Origin of the sequence: Nitrosomonas communis (genome assembly GCF_900114745.1) — a bacterium.
Taxonomy (GTDB): Bacteria; Pseudomonadota; Gammaproteobacteria; order Burkholderiales; family Nitrosomonadaceae; genus Nitrosomonas; species Nitrosomonas communis_A.
In genome coordinates this window covers 103,329-122,336 of record NZ_FOUB01000006.1, presented here as the reverse complement: position 1 = coordinate 122,336, position 19,008 = coordinate 103,329, and the positions used below count along the sequence as shown (strand labels likewise).

Sequence of the window (19,008 nt, the reverse complement as noted above, 5' to 3'; positions counted from 1 at the left end):
TGAAACACACGATTACCCATCGATCTCACTATTTCAACAAAATATTTCAACAAAACCAATCAGGCAGCATCCCCACCCTGCTTCAAGCTGGCCTCGATAAAATCATCCAAATCGCCATCAAGTACCGCTTGCGTATTGCCAATTTCAACATTAGTCCGTAAATCCTTAATGCGCGACTGATCTAGCACATAAGATCGAATTTGATAGCCCCATGCGATATCAGTCTTAGCGTCCTCAACGGCTTGCTTGGTCTCATTACGTTTGCGCAATTCCGCCTCGTAGAGGCGTGATTTCAGCATGGCCATGGCATCGGCTCTATTCCGATGCTGGGACCGACCACTTTGACATTGCACCACGATATTGGTAGGAAGATGGGTAATCCGGACAGCCGAGTCGGTCTTATTGATGTGTTGGCCACCTGCCCCAGATGCTCGAAAGGTATCAACACGTAAATCTGCCGGATTGATGTCAATCTCGATACTATCATCAACTTCCGGATAGACGAATACACTGGCGAAAGAAGTATGGCGGCGGTTGCCTGAATCAAACGGTGATTTACGCACCAAGCGATGTACCCCTGTTTCGGTTCGTAAATAGCCATAGGCATAATCACCTGTCACTTTGAGCGTAGCGCTTTTAATCCCTGCAACATCGCCCACAGACTCTTCAAGCACCTCTACCCCAAAGCCGCGGCGCTCGCAATAGCGCAAATACATTCTTTCCAGCATGGCTGCCCAATCTTGGGCTTCTGTACCCCCTGAACCAGATTGAATATCGACAAAACAATTGCTGGGATCCATAGGATTTGAGAACATACGGCGGAACTCCATATCCGCCACTTCCTTCTCAAGTTGAGCTACATCCGATAGGATGCTTTGCAAGGTTGCTTCGTCATTTTCTTCTTTCGCAATTTGCAGTAATTCATCGGCATCCTGTAACTGCCTGTCAATCGCCTCAAGTGTTAATACCACACTTTCCAGTGTTTTCTTCTCGCGCCCTAGCTCCTGAGCCCGCTGCGCATCGATCCAGACAGCTGGATCTTCTGCTTGTCGTGTGACTTCAGTCAGTCGTAACTTCTTATTATCGAAGTCAAAGATACCTCCGCAATGCTTTTTCCCGATCATTGAGACCAGTGAGTTGATGAATCAGGCTATTGAGTTGTTCTGCTTCCATATGGTTTACAATCCGAGATAGATAATCAAAAGAATATTGTAGCGTTTATTGGGTTTAATTGCCTGATTACAAGGCGAGCTCAGTTCTTGACTGTGACTGTATCAAGCAGACTAGAATGATACTATTAAAATGGCATCTATTAATTAGCTTTCTCCAGCTTCTGCGCGAAAGATGCTAAATTACCTAGTCGAGTATTTTGATTATTTTTTATATCATTAGCATCCAATCTTCAAGAACTTTGGCTAAGTATAGACCTTCTAGTACAGCTATCAATAAGTTAAATTACCTCCGGCAAAGCCGGAGGCTTATTACTGTTAGCCCCTCAAAGGGGCAAGAATTGGAGCCACCTAAAGGTGGTATCACATACCAAGCTTGAGCTGATCATAGTGCTCATCCTCTTTCTCTTGGTGCTGGATATATTCTCTGACCATCTCTTCATCTAATCCTACCGTGGATATAAAATAACCACGTGCCCAAAAATTTTCACCTCCCAAGTGTTTTCGTATCATTCCGAATATCACTTTCTTCCTTCTTTTCGGAATAAATACGATATGGTACTTACAGTCCCATGTCGTATGGGCCAAACTCTGAGAATCTCTCATTTGATTCTCCTAGCTCTTGATCAAGCTAAAAGAATCACGGTGACCGTATCACACGGTCAAACCTTTAATAGTCCCCCGGCATAGCCGGGGGATTACCTTATTTATTTAGCTCTAACATATATGGCCAAAACAAAAACGATTGTATGATATTAAATTTAGTGTTTCTTATTAGAATAAGTTACACCATTTGATTTCATTAGTTGGGAAAGTGTGTGAAATCTGAAACAAAGCTAATCTAATACGTTCAATCTGAGCTAAATGTTCTCTCGCTGAAATTAAAAGACCATTGAGCAGCCTTAAAAATATCATAAAGGTGGATAATGACGATAATAGAATCAAGATTCACTCTATTTAAAACAAAAATAATTCCGGTATATAAACTATATGCGATCAAATTTATAAAATTGCGAAGAACGACTATCAATTTACCGCTTTCAAGTACTACCGGCATATTGATATTGCTGTTCGCTTTTTTATTCAGTGGCTGTTCTATTCCTACCAAAACTTCCACCTCATCCTTATCTCGTAGCAAGCAAAATGCACCGTACAATAGACCCTACAAAGTAGGAGGCAAGACATATTATCCAATATCCTCAGCGGTAGGTTATCGTGAGAAAGGAATTGCTTCATGGTATGGCAAGGAATCGGGTAATCGAACTGCAATGGGTACACGTTTTAACCCGCAAGGATTAACTGCTGCACATAGAACTCTCCCCTTGCCCACCAAAGTAAGAGTTACCAATCTTCGTAATGGACGTGCTGTAGATGTCATTGTCAATGATCGCGGCCCTTTTAAAAGAAACAGATTAATTGATCTATCACATGGTGCAGCTAAAAAGATTGGTTTGCATGGCCTTACCGAAGTAAGGGTAGAATACCTCGAAAATATGGCCAGCAATCCATAATGGTCCACTGTCACGGATCCATCGTTCGGAATAGCTATCGCTATAATATTGATATTTTGCGTGTTATTCCATTTTAAAATCAAACATGACGCAAAGGCGGGCCGCCAACAGGATAAATAATATGGCAAGGTGAAGCCCATAAAGTCAGGTTTAATTTAGAAATGGAATGACTAAGACGAAATAAAATTTTCATCTAGATGAGATACATAAAAGGTATCATTCAGTTTACGGGTACTATTCCTTTTAGGATATACACTACTATTTTCTGATAAGTATTACAGGAAAGATTTTAAATCGAGGTTATTAAGGAGGACTCTTGGAGCGCGGATTCTATACAATAATGGCGGCACAATTTTTTTCGTCATTAGCTGATAATGCATTATTGGTAGTAGCGATCGCGCTATTGACTGACTTACAAGCCCCTACCTTTCTTACCCCCATGCTCAAATTTGTATTTGTGCTGTTCTATGTCATGCTGGCACCCTTTGTTGGTGCATTTGCTGACTCCATGGCAAAGGGTCGAGTCATGCTTATCAGTAACTCGATTAAAATCGTGGGCTGTACCCTTTTGTTCTTTGCGATAGACCAATATGTTGCGCTCAGTGCCTATGCCATAGTAGGGCTAGGTGCAGCAGCTTATTCTCCTGCAAAGTATGGCATATTGACTGAGTTGCTGCCCCCGGAAAAATTAGTCATTGCCAATGGCTGGATTGAAGGATTAACTGTAGCTTCTATCGTACTTGGCACAGTGTTTGGCGGACTTCTCATCACCCCAGCTATTTCGTCTGCCTTACTATCGCTTGATTTTCCTTTTATTGATACAGGCATCGATACCCACATAGAAGTAGCGCTTCTGCTTGTTGCAGTGTGTTATACGATTGCAGCCACTTTTAATTTATACATACCCAATACAGGAGTCGATCATCGCATACTCAAAAAGAATCCTTCATTCCTGATCCACGAATTTGCACACTGTGTGAAATTGTTATGGACCGACAAGCTTGGACAGATCTCGCTTGCTGTCACAACTTTGTTCTGGGGGGCAGGCGCGACTTTACAGTTTATTGTTTTGAAATGGGCTGATATTGCACTGGGCTTTCCACTCAATCAAGCTGCGCAATTACAAGGCGTAGTGGCAGTTGGTATTGCACTCGGAGCGGTTTTAGCAGCTAAATTAGTTTCTCTGCGGGATTCAGTAAAAGTCATTCCACTCGGTATTGCCATGGGTATAGTCGTTATGACGATGATTACTGTACGAGATTTATGGATTGCGGTTGTGTTGCTTATCTTGATCGGTGGTCTAGCAGGTTTTTTTGTGGTACCGATGAATGCCCTGCTACAGCATCGCGGACATATTTTGATGGGTGCCGGTCATTCAATCGCAGTCCAGAATTTCAATGAGAATTTCAGTATTCTTGTGATGATATTGCTGTATGCACTACTCATCATGCTGGATGTGCATATTTACGTTGTTATTGCGCTATTTGGTTTATTGGTGGCTATCTCTATGTTTCTCATCCGTAAATGGCACCTGTTTAATCAAAGTAAAGAGGATTCACTTCATCTGATTGGCATGCATAAAATACATTGATGATGATCATGGGCACCTCTAAAAATTCATATTTGCGAGCATCCGCTTCGTGGATTGCCTGCTTACCCCGTTTCATCATAATACTTCGTTGCTCACAAAAAAATGTTTCCTTACCTATCAGGAATATGCTACGTCAACATTTTTTGTTCTCGCCTTGTCTGGTTTAGAACTCTGAATTTTTAGAGGCGCCCTCATGTTATTCCATTTTCTCATCAGAAATGACGTGAAGACGAGCCGCAACAGTATAAAAACTAATACAGCAAGGAGAAGCTGACAATGACAGGTTTGATTAAAAATGGAATCACTGCTTTACCGGGAAAATCATTGTGCCAACAATGATTGCATTGTTGCTTTGGCGAAGCATAAATCTTCCCATGCTTTGGCTTTGTCCGTGAGCGAACGTAACAGATAAGCTGGATGATAAGTAACAATCAAAGGAATATCTGCGTAGGAGTGTAACATGCCACGCAGATTGGCAATATTTTCATTGGTATGCAGTAAATTCTGTGCTGCAACCTTCCCCAACGCAACAATAAGTTTAGGTTTAATCAGAACGATTTGTCGTTTCAGATAAGGTCGACACTGTTCAGCCTCGCCAGGTTCAGGGGCTCTGTTATTAGGCGGTCGACATTTTACGATATTGGTGATATAGACCCCCTCACCGCGCCGTAATTGAATAGACCTCAGCATATTGTCAAGCAATTTACCCGCTTGACCAACGAATGGCTCGCCTGTTTTATCTTCTCGTGCGCCGGGCCCTTCTCCAATAAACAACCAATTAGCCTGTTCATCCCCCACCCCGAACACCGTTTGCGTTCTTGACTCACATAACGGACATGCTATGCAGCCAGCAACGGTAGATTTGAGCTGCGCCCAATCCATCCTTGAAATTTGCGCTTCTCGATCATTAGTTACTTCTTTTGCGGCATTGACTTTTGGAACAGACCGATCACTCGCCAAAGTCGATGGTGCTGACTCATCCAGAGCACTGTCTGCCCTGCGATGCCAAATAGGGGTTAAACCAAGCTCGCGCAGTGTTTCCTTGCGTCGTCGACTCATAACTCCAGCCTCATCACCAGTGCATCTTCACGCCCACACATGGCAGGATAATATCCTTTACGTATCGCGATTTGTTTAAAACCTAATCGCCGGTACAAATTGGCCGCAGCAATATTGGACTCACGCACATCCAACAAGACTGCTATAGCCTGCTGTTGTCTGGCAAGATCAATGAAATACTGTAGCATCTTGCAACCCCAGCCTTGATGCTGCCATTGAGCTGAAATGCCAATTGTTAGAATATGGGCCTCATCGGGACCTGTCATCATAATAGCATAGCCTATCAGCAAATCGTTGAGTTCTACCACGCGGCAGTAGTAGCCTGCTCTGATCGAATCAGCAAAATTCATTTCTGACCAAGGGAAAAGAAAAATATCACGTTCGATGAGGATGACACGACGCACATCTTCCAAGCGCATTTCCCTGATCTGATAGGTTTGTTGCAAGGAATTGCTCATCGCTCATTTTCCTTCAAAGCTACCTTATTTCGTATATAAACAGGAGCAGCCTCTTCGGCAGCAATGCCTAACCCTTTCATCAATTTTGGCGCAGCGAGTTGCGCTATTTCTTGGGCATGGGGATAACATCCCTGCTCAATTCGACACAAACTATTGCTGTAAAGATGGCTTAGCAATTCATGGTGCTGATCAAAACCACTCCCACACCCAACCCAGCATCGCTCGCCCGGTAGCTGAGGTATATGCTGGGGCAAGCAGAGAATAGGTGCTTGTATAATTGACCAGCTATCAACTGTTTGAGTATAGGCAGCATAATAAATTTCACCCATACGCGCATCCAGCGCCGCCATGACATGGCTTGTGCCAATTCTTTGTGCCATTGCTTCCAGCGTGCTAATCCCGATAATAGGCAGGTCTGTTGCCAATGCCAATCCTTGCACTATGCCACATGCTATCCGCAAGCCCGTAAATGATCCTGGACCGGCACCGAAAGCAAAGCCATCCAATTGTGTCAAAGCCAGCCCGGATTTGGCCAACATTTCTTGTAACATCGGTAGCAGTAACTCAGTATGCTTTTGCCCGGCCAATACTTCTTTGCACAGCATATTACCATCCAGCCAGAGTGCGAGTGAGCAATATTCAGTAGATGTATCGAGCGCTAGGATCTTCATTAGGTACTCAAGGAATCTTTAAGGATATCAATATGATAACGGACTTCAGGTTTCTTCAAGAGGCCAGCGGTCAAGTGACAAGTAAACCGTGCCCTGATCGGTCTGTTTGGATTGCACTAATGCCCATTCATTGACGTGCCAGGCAATCGAAGCCGTCAAATCTGGTAAATTTCTGCACAAAGCTTTTCTTACCAAAGTAATGTGTGGAATATAGCGGCGTTTTTCCAGTGAAAAGCCCGCCTGAGACAATCTATTCTGCAAATCATTTACTAATGCAGAAAGCTTAGCAGGACATTGGCTTGGGCCAATATGGACAATGCGATTATGTTGCCAGTACTGAATTTCATCCATAGTCAAATGGAAATTTGATTGTTTGACTTCATTCGCTACTTGACACAGTGTTTCAAGTTGCTGACCAGTTACATTTCCAACAAATACCAAGGTGAGATGGATCAAAGGGAGGTTAATTGCCCTACCCCTACAAAGGCTAGCGAGTTGGCTGGCTAGCTTGCTCAGTCTTTCTTGGGCAGCGGCATCAGGCCAGACTGCAAAAAAAACTTTTATAGTCTCTTCGGGAGAAATATTTGCTTTAATCACAAATGTCGTCAGTTTTCGCGATCAAACAAATGGCTTCGGCCACAATCCCCTCACCCCGACCTACAAAGCCAAGCCTCTCCGCAGTTTTTGCCTTGATATTAATATCGCTGGTAGACATATCCAAATCCTGGGCAATGTTAGTCACCATTGCTAAGATATAAGGGGCCATTTTAGGTGCCTGAGCGATAATCGTTGCATCGATATTGATGACCCTGTAGCGCTTGCTGATCAACAAGCGTTGCACCTCACGTAATAGCACGCGGCTGTCAATATCTTTATAACGTGCATCCTTGTCGGAAAAATGCTGACCGATATCACCTAATGCAGCTGCACCAATTAATGCATCACACAGCGCATGCAGCAGAACATCTGCGTCAGAATGCCCCATCAGTCCTTTCTCGTAAGGAATCGCTACACCACCAATGATCAGATCACGACCTTCTACTAGTGGATGCACATCAAAACCCTGCCCAACTCTTATATTCTTCACTTTGTTTCCCTTTTTTGCAAAATAAGTTCGGCTAAGGCCAAATCTTGAGGATAAGTGACCTTGAAGTTATAAGCATCGCTCTGCACCAATCTGGGACGAAGACCTAAAGCTTCGATCGCGCTTGCATCATCCGTTATAGCGGCACTATTCACTTTACTCAGCGCATCCATTAACAAACCCAAGCGAAACATCTGCGGTGTTTGCGCTTGCCATAAGCCATTTCTGGATTTTGTACCCATCACACGTTGATTTGAATCAGCGCGTTTTAAGGTATCCGCAACTGGGATAGCCAATAAGCCGCCAACCTCGTCCAGTGCGAGTGTATCAATGAGTTGGTCAAGTTGAAAGATAGTCAGACAAGGACGTGCTGCATCATGTACAAGGATCCAATCATCATTACCGATAGATCCGTCTGCTTGCATTGCCTTCAATCCATTCAATACGCTGTCAGCACGCGTTGCCCCTCCACAATACTTCACGACCAATTTACCAGCAAAGGATGACCAATCGTAACAATTCCATTCATTATCATCCGGGGCGAGAATAACAAATACTCTAAAGATATGCGAGGAGTGGCACAAAGTATGTAAGGCATGATAAATCATTGGCTTATCCGCCAAAGACAAATACTGTTTTGGTAATTCATTATTCATGCGCGAGCCGCTGCCTGCAGCAGGAATCAATGCGATAAATCTAGGCATGCTTGGTTTTTCAACTGATTTAACTGGTTTAATGGGAATAAGGCTAGACGGTATTTAGGCTCTGTTTTTTCAGTTCAGAAATCAACAATACTTAATGCTGCGGATAGTTCATGGTATCTTATTATTCCATATCTACATCAAAACTGACTTTGTCGGCTTCACCTTGCCGTATTATTGATACTGTCTGCGACTCGCCTTCGTGTCATTTTTGATTTAGAAATGGAACTACTTGTTAAAGTATTTATGCGTAATTATCTCATATCCTTTCTTATCTGACGCCTTACAGCACACAGAATCCAGCAGACGAGCATTGCGCATCAATAAAAGATGCACAATTTAAGACTGAAATAGCCTGAATTGCAAGAATTTCTATTAACGCTTTATTCTGATGATAAAAGATGCTCCAATGTTCTTGCCCGGCTCGATAAATAAGACCCCATCGTATGCCTGAGCAATATCACGCACAATGGCTAAGCCAATGCCGTGGCCTGGCATCGCTTGATCAGCTCTGACTCCGCGTTCAGTGAGTCTGCCTATTTCTTCTTGCTTGATACCGGGGCCATCATCTTCTACTTTGAGCACGATATCATCGTGTGCGCACTGGGCTGATATGGTGACTGTCCGCCGACACCATTTGAAAGCGTTATCAATTAAATTCCCAAGCAATTCCATTAAATCGCCCTCATCCATTCTCAAACAAAACTCAGACCCAATTTCAATGATAATCTCCGGGCATTTCTCGTAATGAGCGCGATTAACTGTATTAACAATTTTCTCAACGACTGGGCGTAATGCAATTAACCTTGTTCCAGGCGAGCTGCCAGCTGTCGCAGCACGACGTAATTGATACTGAATAATACTATCCATTCGGTTGATCTGTTCATCGAGAACAGTTTGCATATTCTCTGAAAGCCTTTCGGTTCTGATTGTACCTCGTAGGATGGTCAAAGGTGTTTTAAGGCTGTGCGCTAAATCGGCTAGCGCATTGCGGTAACGCTTCTGATGTTTTCGTTCGTGTTGGATGAGCGAATTGATATTGTCGGTAAGGCGTTTTAATTCGACTGGATAGACTCCTTGTACACTTTCCTGCACGCCGGATTCAACGGCATTTAACTCAGATGAGACTTGACGCATCGGTCGAAGCCCCCAATGCAATGTTAGCGTCTGCATAATCAATAATAAGAATCCCATCACTCCCAACCAACCCCACAAGTCTGTACGATAGCTGTCTATTTGCGCCTCAAGCGACGTACTCTCCATGATCACATGAAAAATAAACGAATAGTCACCCCCATCTGTTTCCCAGGCTACAGCAAAACTATAGATAAAGTGTGGCTCATCATTAAGCGTGATCTGCTCGAATTTTTTCTCACCTTCTAATAGAGGAGCTCGTGATGGTATAGGAATACTCAAAGTAGAAAACGATTTCCAGACAAGGGTATTGGTATGATCCGTAATAAATGCATAAACGCCTGAATTGAGTTGCTCAAATTCAATCAGAGCTGGCAGTTCTTCTGGCATGGATACACTACCCTTCTCGTCAACTTCAACCTCTCCCATCAGCAGAAAAAGCTTGCCAAGCATCCGGTCTTGTAGTGCCCTTTGACCGCTGTCGTAAAAGGCTCGATCCAGCGTCAACGCAGTACCCACAATAAAGATAAAAAGTACTAATGAGGCACTGAATAAAATACGCTGATTGAGTGATTTCATGATGATGAGGATTTGATCGCAAAGCGATAACCACGTCCACGTAATGTTTCTATTGGGTTAAGCTTTCCGTCAGGATCAAGTTTACGGCGCAAGCGTCCAATCATAACCTCTAACACATTACTATCATGATTATCATCGTGGGAATAGAGATAATCAGTAAGGGTTTGTTTGGAAATGACCTCACCTTGATGACGCATTAAATGCTCCAGCAAGCGATATTCAAAAGTAGTCAGATCAACAATGTCATTACCTAATTTAACCGTTTGTTCGGCCGTATCCAGTGTAATAGGTCCAGACTTCAATGTTGTACTCGGTATGGCAGTTGCGCGGCGCAGAAGCGCCTTGAGTCTGGCCTGTAACTCTTCCATTTGAAATGGCTTGGCAAGATAATCATCCGCCCCCATCTCCAAACCTTTAACTTTATCTTGCCAGCTATTGCGTGCTGTAAGAATAAGTATGGGAAGCAAGCTTCCTCGCTTTCGTAAAGTAGCAATCACTTCAAGGCCAGATAAGCCAGGCAAGCCGATATCAATAATAGCTGCATCTAACGGATATTCACTTGCAATATACAAACCTTCCTCGCCGTTATCACAAGTATCGACCATATATCCATCTGCCTCCAGCTGCTGACTAATTTGCTTTTGCAGCTTGATTTCATCTTCAATAAGCAAGATTCGCATGATGTCAATCGGGTAGCTTAAATAGTCAGATATTGTGTTAAACCTAAAAATCTACAAACGTGATCATACATAGCTTATTTCACTCGATCATCTAGGTAGCCAGAATTGCATGGGAATGTTTTCTGTTCTAATGAGTAGCAATAACGGCGCCACTATTAGCATCTATGGTCACAATGCGCACAGTTCCTCTGTTACTTAAAATCTTGACACGATAACTATCAGGCACACGCTGAACAGATAGAAGACGGCCGGGAATATGCTGCTGTGCAATAGTAACTGCTTGCTGTTGGGAAATTTCCATGTGCTGATTGCTCGGTTGATAATAAAGAGAATCTTTCTGCGCAAGAGTAGCCGCAGGCATGATAAATAAAAAAAAAACAGCAATCACCAAGCAATATCGATAGGTCATCATTCTTTAATAGCTATAAGCCAGCCAATAGTAGAATAACGTTTTCTACTACCGGCCATGATGCTTAATAGCCTAACATAAAACGGGCATTTCCCGTGTTAATGCCAAAGAAAAAGTTTCTCGGTGCTACACCATAATAACTACCATAAACTGGTGGATAATAAGCAGGAGGATAGTAAGGTTGGTTGTAATAAATATTCCGTGTATTGTAATGATTATGATGGTGGTGGTGGCGATGATCATGATGATAATGGCGATAATGATCATGATGTTGGTGACGATGATGGTGGTGGTGGTGATGTCCTCTTCCAGCTTCAACCACGATGGGAATCACTAAAGCAATACTTAACAACATTCCAGATAATAATTTTATCGCTATGCCTGTTTTAGTTCTCGTTTTCATGTTACACCTCCTTAATTGTTTTTTTTATTGATCAGAATTTCTTCTGTTGATGATTACTTTATCCCGGGAATCATGAATACAAACTGAACAATTTAAAAAGAAATAAATAGGATGACAAATGCTTATACCTTAATTTTGCTTAAGGGCACCTCTAAAAATTCATATTTCGTCACAATACGTTGTTCGCAAAAACGTTTCCTCACATATCAATCATATGCAGTGCCAACATTTGTTGTTCTCGCCTCGTTTTGTTTAAAACTCTGAATTTTTAGAGGTGCCCTTAAGTAATTGACATCAATCTTTACAAAAATGAAACAACTCCCACTTGCTCTTTGAGGTTCATGCTTGTAATCTTTTGAGCAGAAAGCTTGAAATAGTCATCCAAATAGGATGTAATCAAGCAATTATGCAGAAATGTGCTGCATTAGCAGCTTCATCCAATAACCAGATCAGGCGGAGGGAGAAAATTGAGTAACTATCGCTTTATTGTACGCAAGGCCGCAGTGCTGGGAGCAGGAGTCATGGGAGCGCAGATTGCAGCGCATTTGGTAAACGCTAATATTGAAACACTTTTATTTGAGCTGCCTACTGAATCTGGCGATCCTAGTGCGCTTGCAACGAAAGCAATCGAAAAACTAAAAAAACTTGAGCCTGCTCCACTATCGGTAATTTCCAAAGCAGCTTGTATTCAGTCCGCCAATTATGATCAGCACCTCGGATTACTCACGGACTGTGATCTCGTCATCGAAGCGATCGCTGAGCGTATGGATTTGAAAACCGATCTGTATACCAAAGTTGCGCCTCATCTTGGTCCGCATACCATTTTTGCCAGCAATACATCCGGTCTATCGATCAATCAATTGGCGCAGGCTTTTCCTGAAGAATTACGTCATCACTTTTGCGGCATTCACTTTTTTAATCCCCCGCGTTATATGCATTTGGTCGAGATGATTCCTTGCAAGGAGAGCGATGCCGGAATACTTGATGATCTGGAAGCATTTTTAGTGACTTATCTGGGTAAGGGGGTCATTCGGGCGAAAGATACACCTAACTTTATCGCTAACCGTGTAGGTGTGTTCTCCATGCTGGCGATTATGCATCATGCAAAAGAATTTGGCTTAGGCTTTGATCTGGTTGACAAGTTGACGGGCCCCCTCATTGGGCGCCCCAAGAGTGCTACTTTCCGCACTGCGGATATCGTAGGTCTAGATATTCTCGCATATGTCATCAATACCATGCATAAAGCATTGAGCGATGATCCCTGGCATCGCTATTACATCATTCCCAACTGGTTACAGACCTTGATCGATCAAAGTGCACTCGGTCAGAAATCAGGAAAGGGAATCTATCGAAAAGTTAATAAAGAAATTCAGGTACTTGACCTAGCTACCAATACTTACCATCTTTCCGAAAGTACATTGGATAGTGATGTTGAATCGCTACTCAAGCAAAAGAATCCAGTTGAAAAATTTGCTGCTTTGCGACTCAGCGAGCATCCACAAGCTCAATTTTTGTGGGCAATACATCGTGATCTGTTACATTACTGCGCTTTTCATTTATCTGCAATTGCAGATAATGCGCGTGATCTCGATCTCGCGATTCGCTGGGGGTTTGGCTGGAATCAGGGGCCGTTTGAAATTTGGCAGACTGCTGGTTGGAACCAGATTACTGCCTGGATCAATGAAGATATCGCCGCTGGCAAAAGCATGAGCAACATTCCCCTTCCTGCCTGGGTACAAGAAGTAGGACAAAATGCGGCGCCAGGTGTACATACCACGCAAGGCTCCTACGCACCGGTAATACATGGGATGCAACCGCGATCAACATTGCCGGTATATCGCAGACAAGCATTTCCTGATCGCTTGGCGGGTGAAGAAAAGATATATGGTGAAACCATCTTTGAAACAAATGCAATACGCATGTGGCATACTGGAGATGAAATAGCGATTGTCAGCTTCAAGAGTAAGATGCATACGATTGATATCGAAGTACTCAATGGATTGCAGCGGGCAATCGAGGAAGCTGAGCGTCACTGGCGTGCGCTCGTGATTTGGCAAACCGAACCCCCTTTCTCGGCAGGTGCTAATCTGCAAAAAGCGACAGAGAAACCTAAAAGTGAGGAACCACCCTCCGCTTTTGATCAATTCGTGAAGAAAGTTAAGAAAACAGCTCAATCGACCATTCTGCAAGCCGCGCGAAGTCTGGATCTAGCAGATGCATTGATGGCTGGCAAACTCGCAGAAGTAGAAACGCTGATCACGCGCTTCCAGCAACTGTCGCAGCATCTCCGATACTGCATGATTCCAACGGTGGCGGCAGTCGATGGGCTTGCTTTAGGAGGAGGCTGTGAGTTTGCGATGCATTGCGATAGAACTGTTGCCACTTTGGAAAGCTATATCGGTCTGGTTGAGGCAGGCGTGGGCTTGCTACCGGCCGGCGGAGGATGTAAAGAACTGGCATTGAGAGCAGCACGAAATGCAATAGATGATGATCCTTTTCCCCAACTAAAACATTACTTCCAGATAGTCGGGATGGCTCAACTTGCAAAAAGCGCCGAGGAGGCAAAAAAACTGGGCTATTTGCTTCCGACTGATCCGATCATCATGAACCGTTTTGAACTTCTTCATGCAGCGAAAATACAAGCACTTGCGCTGGCAGAGTCAGGTTATCGTCCGCCTTTGATGCCGCGCGGAATTCCAGTAGCGGGATCTACTGGGATTGCGACATTCAAAGGAACATTAGTCAATATGCTAGAGGGGCACTTTATTTCTGAGCACGATTACCTGATCGGCAGCCAAATCGCTCATGTCATGTGTGGAGGCGATTTGACGCCGGGCAGTTTGGTAGATGAAGAGTGGTTTCTCAAGCTGGAGAGAAAAGCATTCATTGAATTGCTGGCAACAGAGAAAACTCAAGCGCGCATCGCGCACACCTTGAAAACAGGGAAACCACTCAGAAATTAGCCATCGTGATGAGATCCTTATTTAAAGATTGATGGAGAAAACCATGACCAAACAAACTCAGGATGCCTATATCGTCGCTGCTGTACGTACACCTGTTGGTAAAGCCCCACGCGGTATGTTTAAAAATATTCGCCCCGATGACATGCTTGTCCATGTTCTCCAAGCAGTATTGAAACAATGTGAAGGGCTTGATCCGGCTGCAATCGAAGATGTAATTGTTGGTTGTGCTATGCCGGAGGCGGAACAAGGAATCAATGTAGCACGTGTAGCATTGTTGCTGGCTGGATTGCCCAACAACGTGTCAGGCATGACAGTCAACCGCTTTTGTGCATCCGGGTTGCAGACAGTTGCATTGGCTGCAGACCGTATTCGCTTGGGGGAAGCGGACGTGATGATTGCAGGTGGCACTGAAAGCATGAGCATGATACCAATGATGGGCAATAAGGTTGCCCTGAATCCAGCTATGTTCATGCACGATGAAAATGTAGCCATTGCTTATGGAATGGGCATCACCGGCGAGAAAGTAGCGCAGCGGTGGAAAATCTCTCGGGAACAACAGGATGAGTTTGCGTTGACGAGCCACACACGAGCCTTAAAAGCAATTGAAACAGGCGAGTTCAAACAGGAGATTGCTCCCTACCCAATCGAAGAAAAAAGACCGGATTTAACTTCACACGAAGTCATAACTGTAAAATCTGTGAAAGACACTGATGAAGGACCTCGTGCCAATACCAGTTTAGAAGCGCTTGCGAAATTGAAATCAGTTTTTGCAGCCAACGGCTCGGTCACGGCAGGAAATAGTTCACAGATGTCTGATGGCGCAGGTGCAGTAGTACTCATGAGTGCCGCCGCATTACAACGCTTCAATTTAAAACCAATTGGAAGGTTTATTGGATACACGATAGCAGGCGTTCCACCTGAGATAATGGGAATTGGTCCAGTCAAGGCGATCCCTAAGGTATTGAAACAAGTGGGTATGAAACTGGATGATCTTGACTGGATTGAGCTGAATGAAGCATTTGCTGCACAAAGCCTCGCTGTTATCAATGAGTTAGGGCTGGATCGGGCCAAGGTAAATCCTCTAGGAGGAGCTATCGCACTTGGTCATCCACTTGGCGCAACAGGTGCAATCCGTGTCGCGACACTGCTGCATGGCTTACGCCGGCACCATCTGAAATACGGCATGATTACGATGTGTGTAGGCAGTGGAATGGGGGCAGCTGGGGTATTTGAAGCATTATAACTAGCCTGTGATTAGGCTACCGTTTCTTTGAGTCATTCCATTTCAAAATCAAACACGACGCGAAAGCGAGTCGCAGACAGGATAAATAATATGGCAAGGAGAAGCTGATAAAGTCAAGTTTGGTTTAAAAATGGAACAAAGAATCGAAGAAATTTATTTTTCTAATATGAGAACGTATTCATTTTTTGTAATTTTGCTTTTTTCTGAACGAATTCCACTTTATGAAAATATCCTCCCACAGCTTCCGCGACTCGCCGAAATTCAACAGCAGGAATATCTCGAGGAACAATAAATACTTGACTAGCACCTGATCTAAAATAAACCAGAACTCTCATAATATCTCTCCCTGTAGCTCGTTTTTTATTTATTTTATTTAATTTAATATTCCTCTTTGGGGAAAACTCCCCAAGTTTTCTTCTCATGGCCAAGATGAATGATGGCTTTTACCGTATTAACCGGGATTGAGTGAGCAGCACGTTCAGACACTATTTCTAAAAGGAATCTGATGACCTCAGACATGGCGGTTGGTAATTTACTCAAGTAGTTCACCCCATGATATATCACAATAATTCTTTATCTCAAGACCCACCTAAGTTTCTTGCTTGTTTTATTAGAGAATCAACGACCGAGCGTGAAATAAATTCAATAATAACCATATAGTAATTTTACTCATCAGGTGAATAGCTTTTTTCGTTAGAATTTCGTTGCAATAATCTGATCACTTATCAGTTCGATGTACACTGAGAGGTGAGATTGCTTGCTTTATGAGTTGAGTTGTTAAGCTAGCACATTTCTGATTAGCCATACTGTAATCGATAGATCTAAAAGATGTTCTCCTTGATCGAATTCAACCTTATCTCTATCAGCTGGTTCTGCACTCATAACATATCCTCATCTGGTAATCTTTTTTGTCTTGTGAAAACAGTGATATCTCGTGATCCAACTCAAATTGTTAAATATTAATGGTTAAAGATTAAATTAAAATTGGAAATGATTAAATACGTACAAACACGTAAGGATTAATCCTTATATGGCAAACTTTTTAACTGAGATCGGACCTGAGAAATCCGCATTAATATATAATTGATTTCATTGTTCTATTTATGGCTTTATCCAAAATTGGGAACATTTATGGTATTTGTGAATCTTAAGGCGATATTAGTATTAATATTGGCATCAGTCTCATGCAAGTCGGGAAAATAGCTCACAAAATCCTTGATAAAACATGATAATCAGCTACATATTCCAATGATTTCCTTTAGATCTTTCATAAATTGCAAGCCATTGAAAATCTAGATTTAATGGAGAGTAGCCAACAAACGCGTAATAATCAAATTAACTACCGTGAAATGGGCTGGTAAAATATACAATTTACCAGCTAGACGCGAAAGCAAAGTTCATTATTCGGTATCAGGCTAACCGGCAGCAACAAAAAAAGCCCAATTTTTAGAGTAACGATTAAATACAAGTTCCTAATCATCCATATCTTTTCTTACACTTTATGGCTCAATATGTTTTAACCATGAATCGTTTAAGCAAGGTTGTTCCACCGAAGCGCACGATTCTTAAAGATGTTTCACTCAGTTTCTTTCCCGGCGCAAAAATAGGATTGCTCGGCTTAAATGGCTCAGGTAAATCCACGTTATTAAAAATTATGGCTGGCGCAGACAAGGATTTTGAAGGTGAAATTACGCCAATGCCTCATCTCAAAATTGGGCATTTACCGCAGGAACCACAACTTAACCCGGAACAGACTGTACGTGAAGCCGTTCAGGAAGGGTTAGGTGATATATTCAGCGCTCAACAGAAATTGGAAGAAATTTACGCGGCTTATGCTGAACCGGATGCAGATTTTGATGCGCTGGCTGCAGAGCAGACACGGCTAGAAGCCATCATTGCAACGAGTGGGGCTGACACTGCCCAGCAAATGGAAGTAGCCGCTGATGCATTGCGTCTCCCTGAATGGGACGCTGTCATCAACAATCTTTCTGGTGGTGAGAAACGACGTGTAGCACTGTGCAGGCTGCTATTATCAAAACCGGACATGTTATTGCTTGATGAACCTACTAACCACCTTGATGCTGAATCTGTGGAGTGGTTGGAACAATTTCTGGTGCGTTTTCCTGGTACAGTAGTAGCTGTAACGCACGATCGCTACTTCCTGGACAATGCCGCCGAATGGATACTGGAACTCGATCGTGGTCAAGGCATTCCTTGGAAAGGCAATTATACAAGCTGGTTAGAGCAGAAAGAAGTCCGCCTCAAACAAGAGGAATCTTCTGAATCTGCCCGGCAGAAAGCGCTCAAAAAGGAACTGGAGTGGGTACGACAAAATCCTAAGGGACGGCAGTCCAAATCTAAAGCGCGGATTGCCCGTTTTGAAGAGCTCACCTCCCAGGAATATCAAAAGCGCAATGAAACACAAGAAATCTTTATTCCGGTGGCCGACAGACTCGGAAATGAAGCCATTGAATTTAATAACGTTTCCAAAGCATTCGGCGATCGATTGCTGATTGATAATTTGAGCTTTAAAATACCCCCTGGCGCAATTGTCGGTATCATTGGCCCCAATGGTGCAGGTAAATCAACGTTATTTCGCATGATTATCGGCCGCGAGCAACCTGATACGGGCAAAATCAATCTCGGCGAAACGGTCAAAATCGCTTATGTTGATCAGTCGCGTGATATCCTCGATAGCAATAAGACTGTCTTTGAAGCCGTATCAGATGGGAACGATATCCTCACAGTCGGTAAATATGAAACGCCATCTCGTGCTTATATTGGCCGCTTCAATTTCAAAGGGCCTGATCAGCAGAAAATGGTCGGACAGCTTTCAGGGGGGGAACGAGGACGCTTACATTTAGCCAAGACATTGATTTTTGGCGGAAACGTTTTGCTGCTTGACGAGCCATCCAATGATCTCGATGTAGAAACACTGCGGGCATTGGAAGATGCGCTGTTGGAATTTGCTGGCTGCGTGCTGGTTATTTCGCACGATCGCTGGTTTTTGGATCGTATTGCAACGCATATTCTGGCGTTTGAAGGCAATTCTCAAGTCACCTTCTATGCCGGTAATTATCAGGAATATGAAGCAGATAAACGCCAACGATTGGGTGAAGAAGGCGCAAAACCGAAACGGATCAGATATAAACCAATTACGCGCTAATAACGCCTTGAATAGGTGCCCTTACATGCCAATTGTTACATTAGACTGTACCCGCAATTTCGCTTATTTATCTGAATGTGGTTATAACCAAATTTCGTTTGCTCGTTTTCCGGGCTCAGGGTTCCGTCTACCTTGCGCTATATCTTCCTTGGCAACTTATTCTGAACTTTCTTGATTAACTCATTGG

The 19,008-nt window shown here is 43.3% G+C and carries 19 protein-coding genes; 5 read left to right on the top strand and 14 right to left on the bottom strand.

What is annotated here, in order from left to right; genetic code table 11:
• Window positions 1-59: 59 nt before the first annotated feature.
• Window positions 60-1,173, bottom strand: a protein-coding gene (gene prfB / locus BM122_RS04380; protein ID WP_143083310.1) for a peptide chain release factor 2 whose coding sequence is annotated in 2 segments (ribosomal slippage) — window positions 60-1,091 and window positions 1,093-1,173 — 1,113 coding nt in all. Because the reading frame shifts where the segments join, the coding sequence is not laid out codon by codon here.
• Between the two features lie 359 nt (window positions 1,174-1,532).
• Window positions 1,533-1,775: a transposase gene (locus BM122_RS04375; protein WP_074904003.1), complete on the bottom strand. Its 243-nt coding sequence runs from the start codon at window positions 1,773-1,775 to the stop codon at window positions 1,533-1,535.
• Between the two features lie 404 nt (window positions 1,776-2,179).
• Between BM122_RS04375 and BM122_RS24830 the strand changes: the two genes are divergently transcribed.
• Window positions 2,180-2,680: a septal ring lytic transglycosylase RlpA family protein gene (locus tag BM122_RS24830; protein WP_074904047.1), complete on the top strand. Its 501-nt coding sequence runs from the start codon at window positions 2,180-2,182 to the stop codon at window positions 2,678-2,680.
• Window positions 2,681-2,996: 316 nt separating this feature from the next.
• On the top strand, window positions 2,997-4,271 hold the full coding sequence (gene lplT / locus BM122_RS04365; RefSeq protein WP_074904001.1) for a lysophospholipid transporter LplT: 1,275 nt from the start codon (window positions 2,997-2,999) through the stop codon (window positions 4,269-4,271).
• Window positions 4,272-4,592: 321 nt separating this feature from the next.
• On the opposite strand, the gene BM122_RS04360 is transcribed toward lplT, so the two are convergent.
• The 10 genes from BM122_RS04360 to BM122_RS04315 form a co-directional block, all read right to left on the bottom strand.
• A complete protein-coding gene (locus tag BM122_RS04360) occupies window positions 4,593-5,330 on the bottom strand; it encodes a uracil-DNA glycosylase (protein WP_074904000.1) in 738 nt (245 codons plus the stop codon).
• Window positions 5,327-5,788 carry a ribosomal protein S18-alanine N-acetyltransferase gene (gene rimI / locus BM122_RS04355; RefSeq protein WP_074903998.1) on the bottom strand — a complete coding sequence of 154 codons (462 nt, stop codon included), beginning with the start codon at window positions 5,786-5,788 and terminating at the stop codon, window positions 5,327-5,329. The genes BM122_RS04360 and rimI overlap by 4 nt, the downstream gene beginning before the upstream one ends.
• Entirely contained in the window at window positions 5,785-6,459 is a 675-nt protein-coding gene (gene tsaB, locus BM122_RS04350) for a tRNA (adenosine(37)-N6)-threonylcarbamoyltransferase complex dimerization subunit type 1 TsaB (protein WP_074903996.1), read from the bottom strand. The genes rimI and tsaB overlap by 4 nt, the downstream gene beginning before the upstream one ends.
• Window positions 6,460-6,504: 45 nt before the next feature.
• Window positions 6,505-7,056: an RNA 2',3'-cyclic phosphodiesterase gene (gene thpR / locus BM122_RS04345; protein ID WP_083398332.1), complete on the bottom strand. Its 552-nt coding sequence runs from the start codon at window positions 7,054-7,056 to the stop codon at window positions 6,505-6,507.
• Window positions 7,049-7,546, bottom strand: a complete 498-nt coding sequence (gene ispF / locus BM122_RS04340; protein ID WP_074903992.1) for a 2-C-methyl-D-erythritol 2,4-cyclodiphosphate synthase — start codon at window positions 7,544-7,546, stop codon at window positions 7,049-7,051. Before ispF ends, thpR begins: the two co-directional genes overlap by 8 nt.
• Complete coding sequence (ispD, locus tag BM122_RS04335; RefSeq protein WP_074903991.1) at window positions 7,543-8,247, bottom strand: 2-C-methyl-D-erythritol 4-phosphate cytidylyltransferase; 705 nt, start codon at window positions 8,245-8,247, stop codon at window positions 7,543-7,545. Before ispD ends, ispF begins: the two co-directional genes overlap by 4 nt.
• 372 nt (window positions 8,248-8,619) lie before the next feature.
• On the bottom strand, window positions 8,620-9,957 hold the full coding sequence (locus BM122_RS04330) for an ATP-binding protein (protein WP_074903988.1): 1,338 nt from the start codon (window positions 9,955-9,957) through the stop codon (window positions 8,620-8,622).
• Window positions 9,954-10,637: a response regulator transcription factor gene (locus BM122_RS04325; RefSeq protein ID WP_074903987.1), complete on the bottom strand. Its 684-nt coding sequence runs from the start codon at window positions 10,635-10,637 to the stop codon at window positions 9,954-9,956. Before BM122_RS04325 ends, BM122_RS04330 begins: the two co-directional genes overlap by 4 nt.
• A gap of 127 nt (window positions 10,638-10,764) precedes the next feature.
• Window positions 10,765-11,049, bottom strand: a complete 285-nt coding sequence (locus BM122_RS04320) for a PepSY domain-containing protein (RefSeq protein ID WP_074903985.1) — start codon at window positions 11,047-11,049, stop codon at window positions 10,765-10,767.
• Between the two features lie 61 nt (window positions 11,050-11,110).
• Window positions 11,111-11,449, bottom strand: a complete 339-nt coding sequence (locus BM122_RS04315) for a hypothetical protein (protein WP_074903982.1) — start codon at window positions 11,447-11,449, stop codon at window positions 11,111-11,113.
• A 467-nt stretch (window positions 11,450-11,916) separates the two neighbouring features.
• Here BM122_RS04315 and BM122_RS04310 point away from each other — a divergent pair, with 467 nt between their 5' ends.
• Window positions 11,917-14,412: a 3-hydroxyacyl-CoA dehydrogenase/enoyl-CoA hydratase family protein gene (locus BM122_RS04310; protein ID WP_074903980.1), complete on the top strand. Its 2,496-nt coding sequence runs from the start codon at window positions 11,917-11,919 to the stop codon at window positions 14,410-14,412.
• A 43-nt stretch (window positions 14,413-14,455) separates the two neighbouring features.
• Window positions 14,456-15,655, top strand: a complete 1,200-nt coding sequence (locus tag BM122_RS04305; RefSeq protein WP_074903978.1) for an acetyl-CoA C-acyltransferase — start codon at window positions 14,456-14,458, stop codon at window positions 15,653-15,655.
• A 161-nt stretch (window positions 15,656-15,816) separates the two neighbouring features.
• Here the strand turns inward: BM122_RS04305 and BM122_RS23120 are convergent, their stop codons facing one another.
• On the bottom strand, window positions 15,817-15,990 hold the full coding sequence (locus tag BM122_RS23120) for a hypothetical protein (protein WP_177198044.1): 174 nt from the start codon (window positions 15,988-15,990) through the stop codon (window positions 15,817-15,819).
• Between the two features lie 43 nt (window positions 15,991-16,033).
• Window positions 16,034-16,195: a hypothetical protein gene (locus BM122_RS23115; protein ID WP_177198043.1), complete on the bottom strand. Its 162-nt coding sequence runs from the start codon at window positions 16,193-16,195 to the stop codon at window positions 16,034-16,036.
• A 961-nt stretch (window positions 16,196-17,156) separates the two neighbouring features.
• Between BM122_RS23115 and ettA the strand changes: the two genes are divergently transcribed.
• Window positions 17,157-18,821: an energy-dependent translational throttle protein EttA gene (ettA, locus tag BM122_RS04300; protein ID WP_074903976.1), complete on the top strand. Its 1,665-nt coding sequence runs from the start codon at window positions 17,157-17,159 to the stop codon at window positions 18,819-18,821.
• Window positions 18,822-19,008 lie beyond the last annotated feature (187 nt).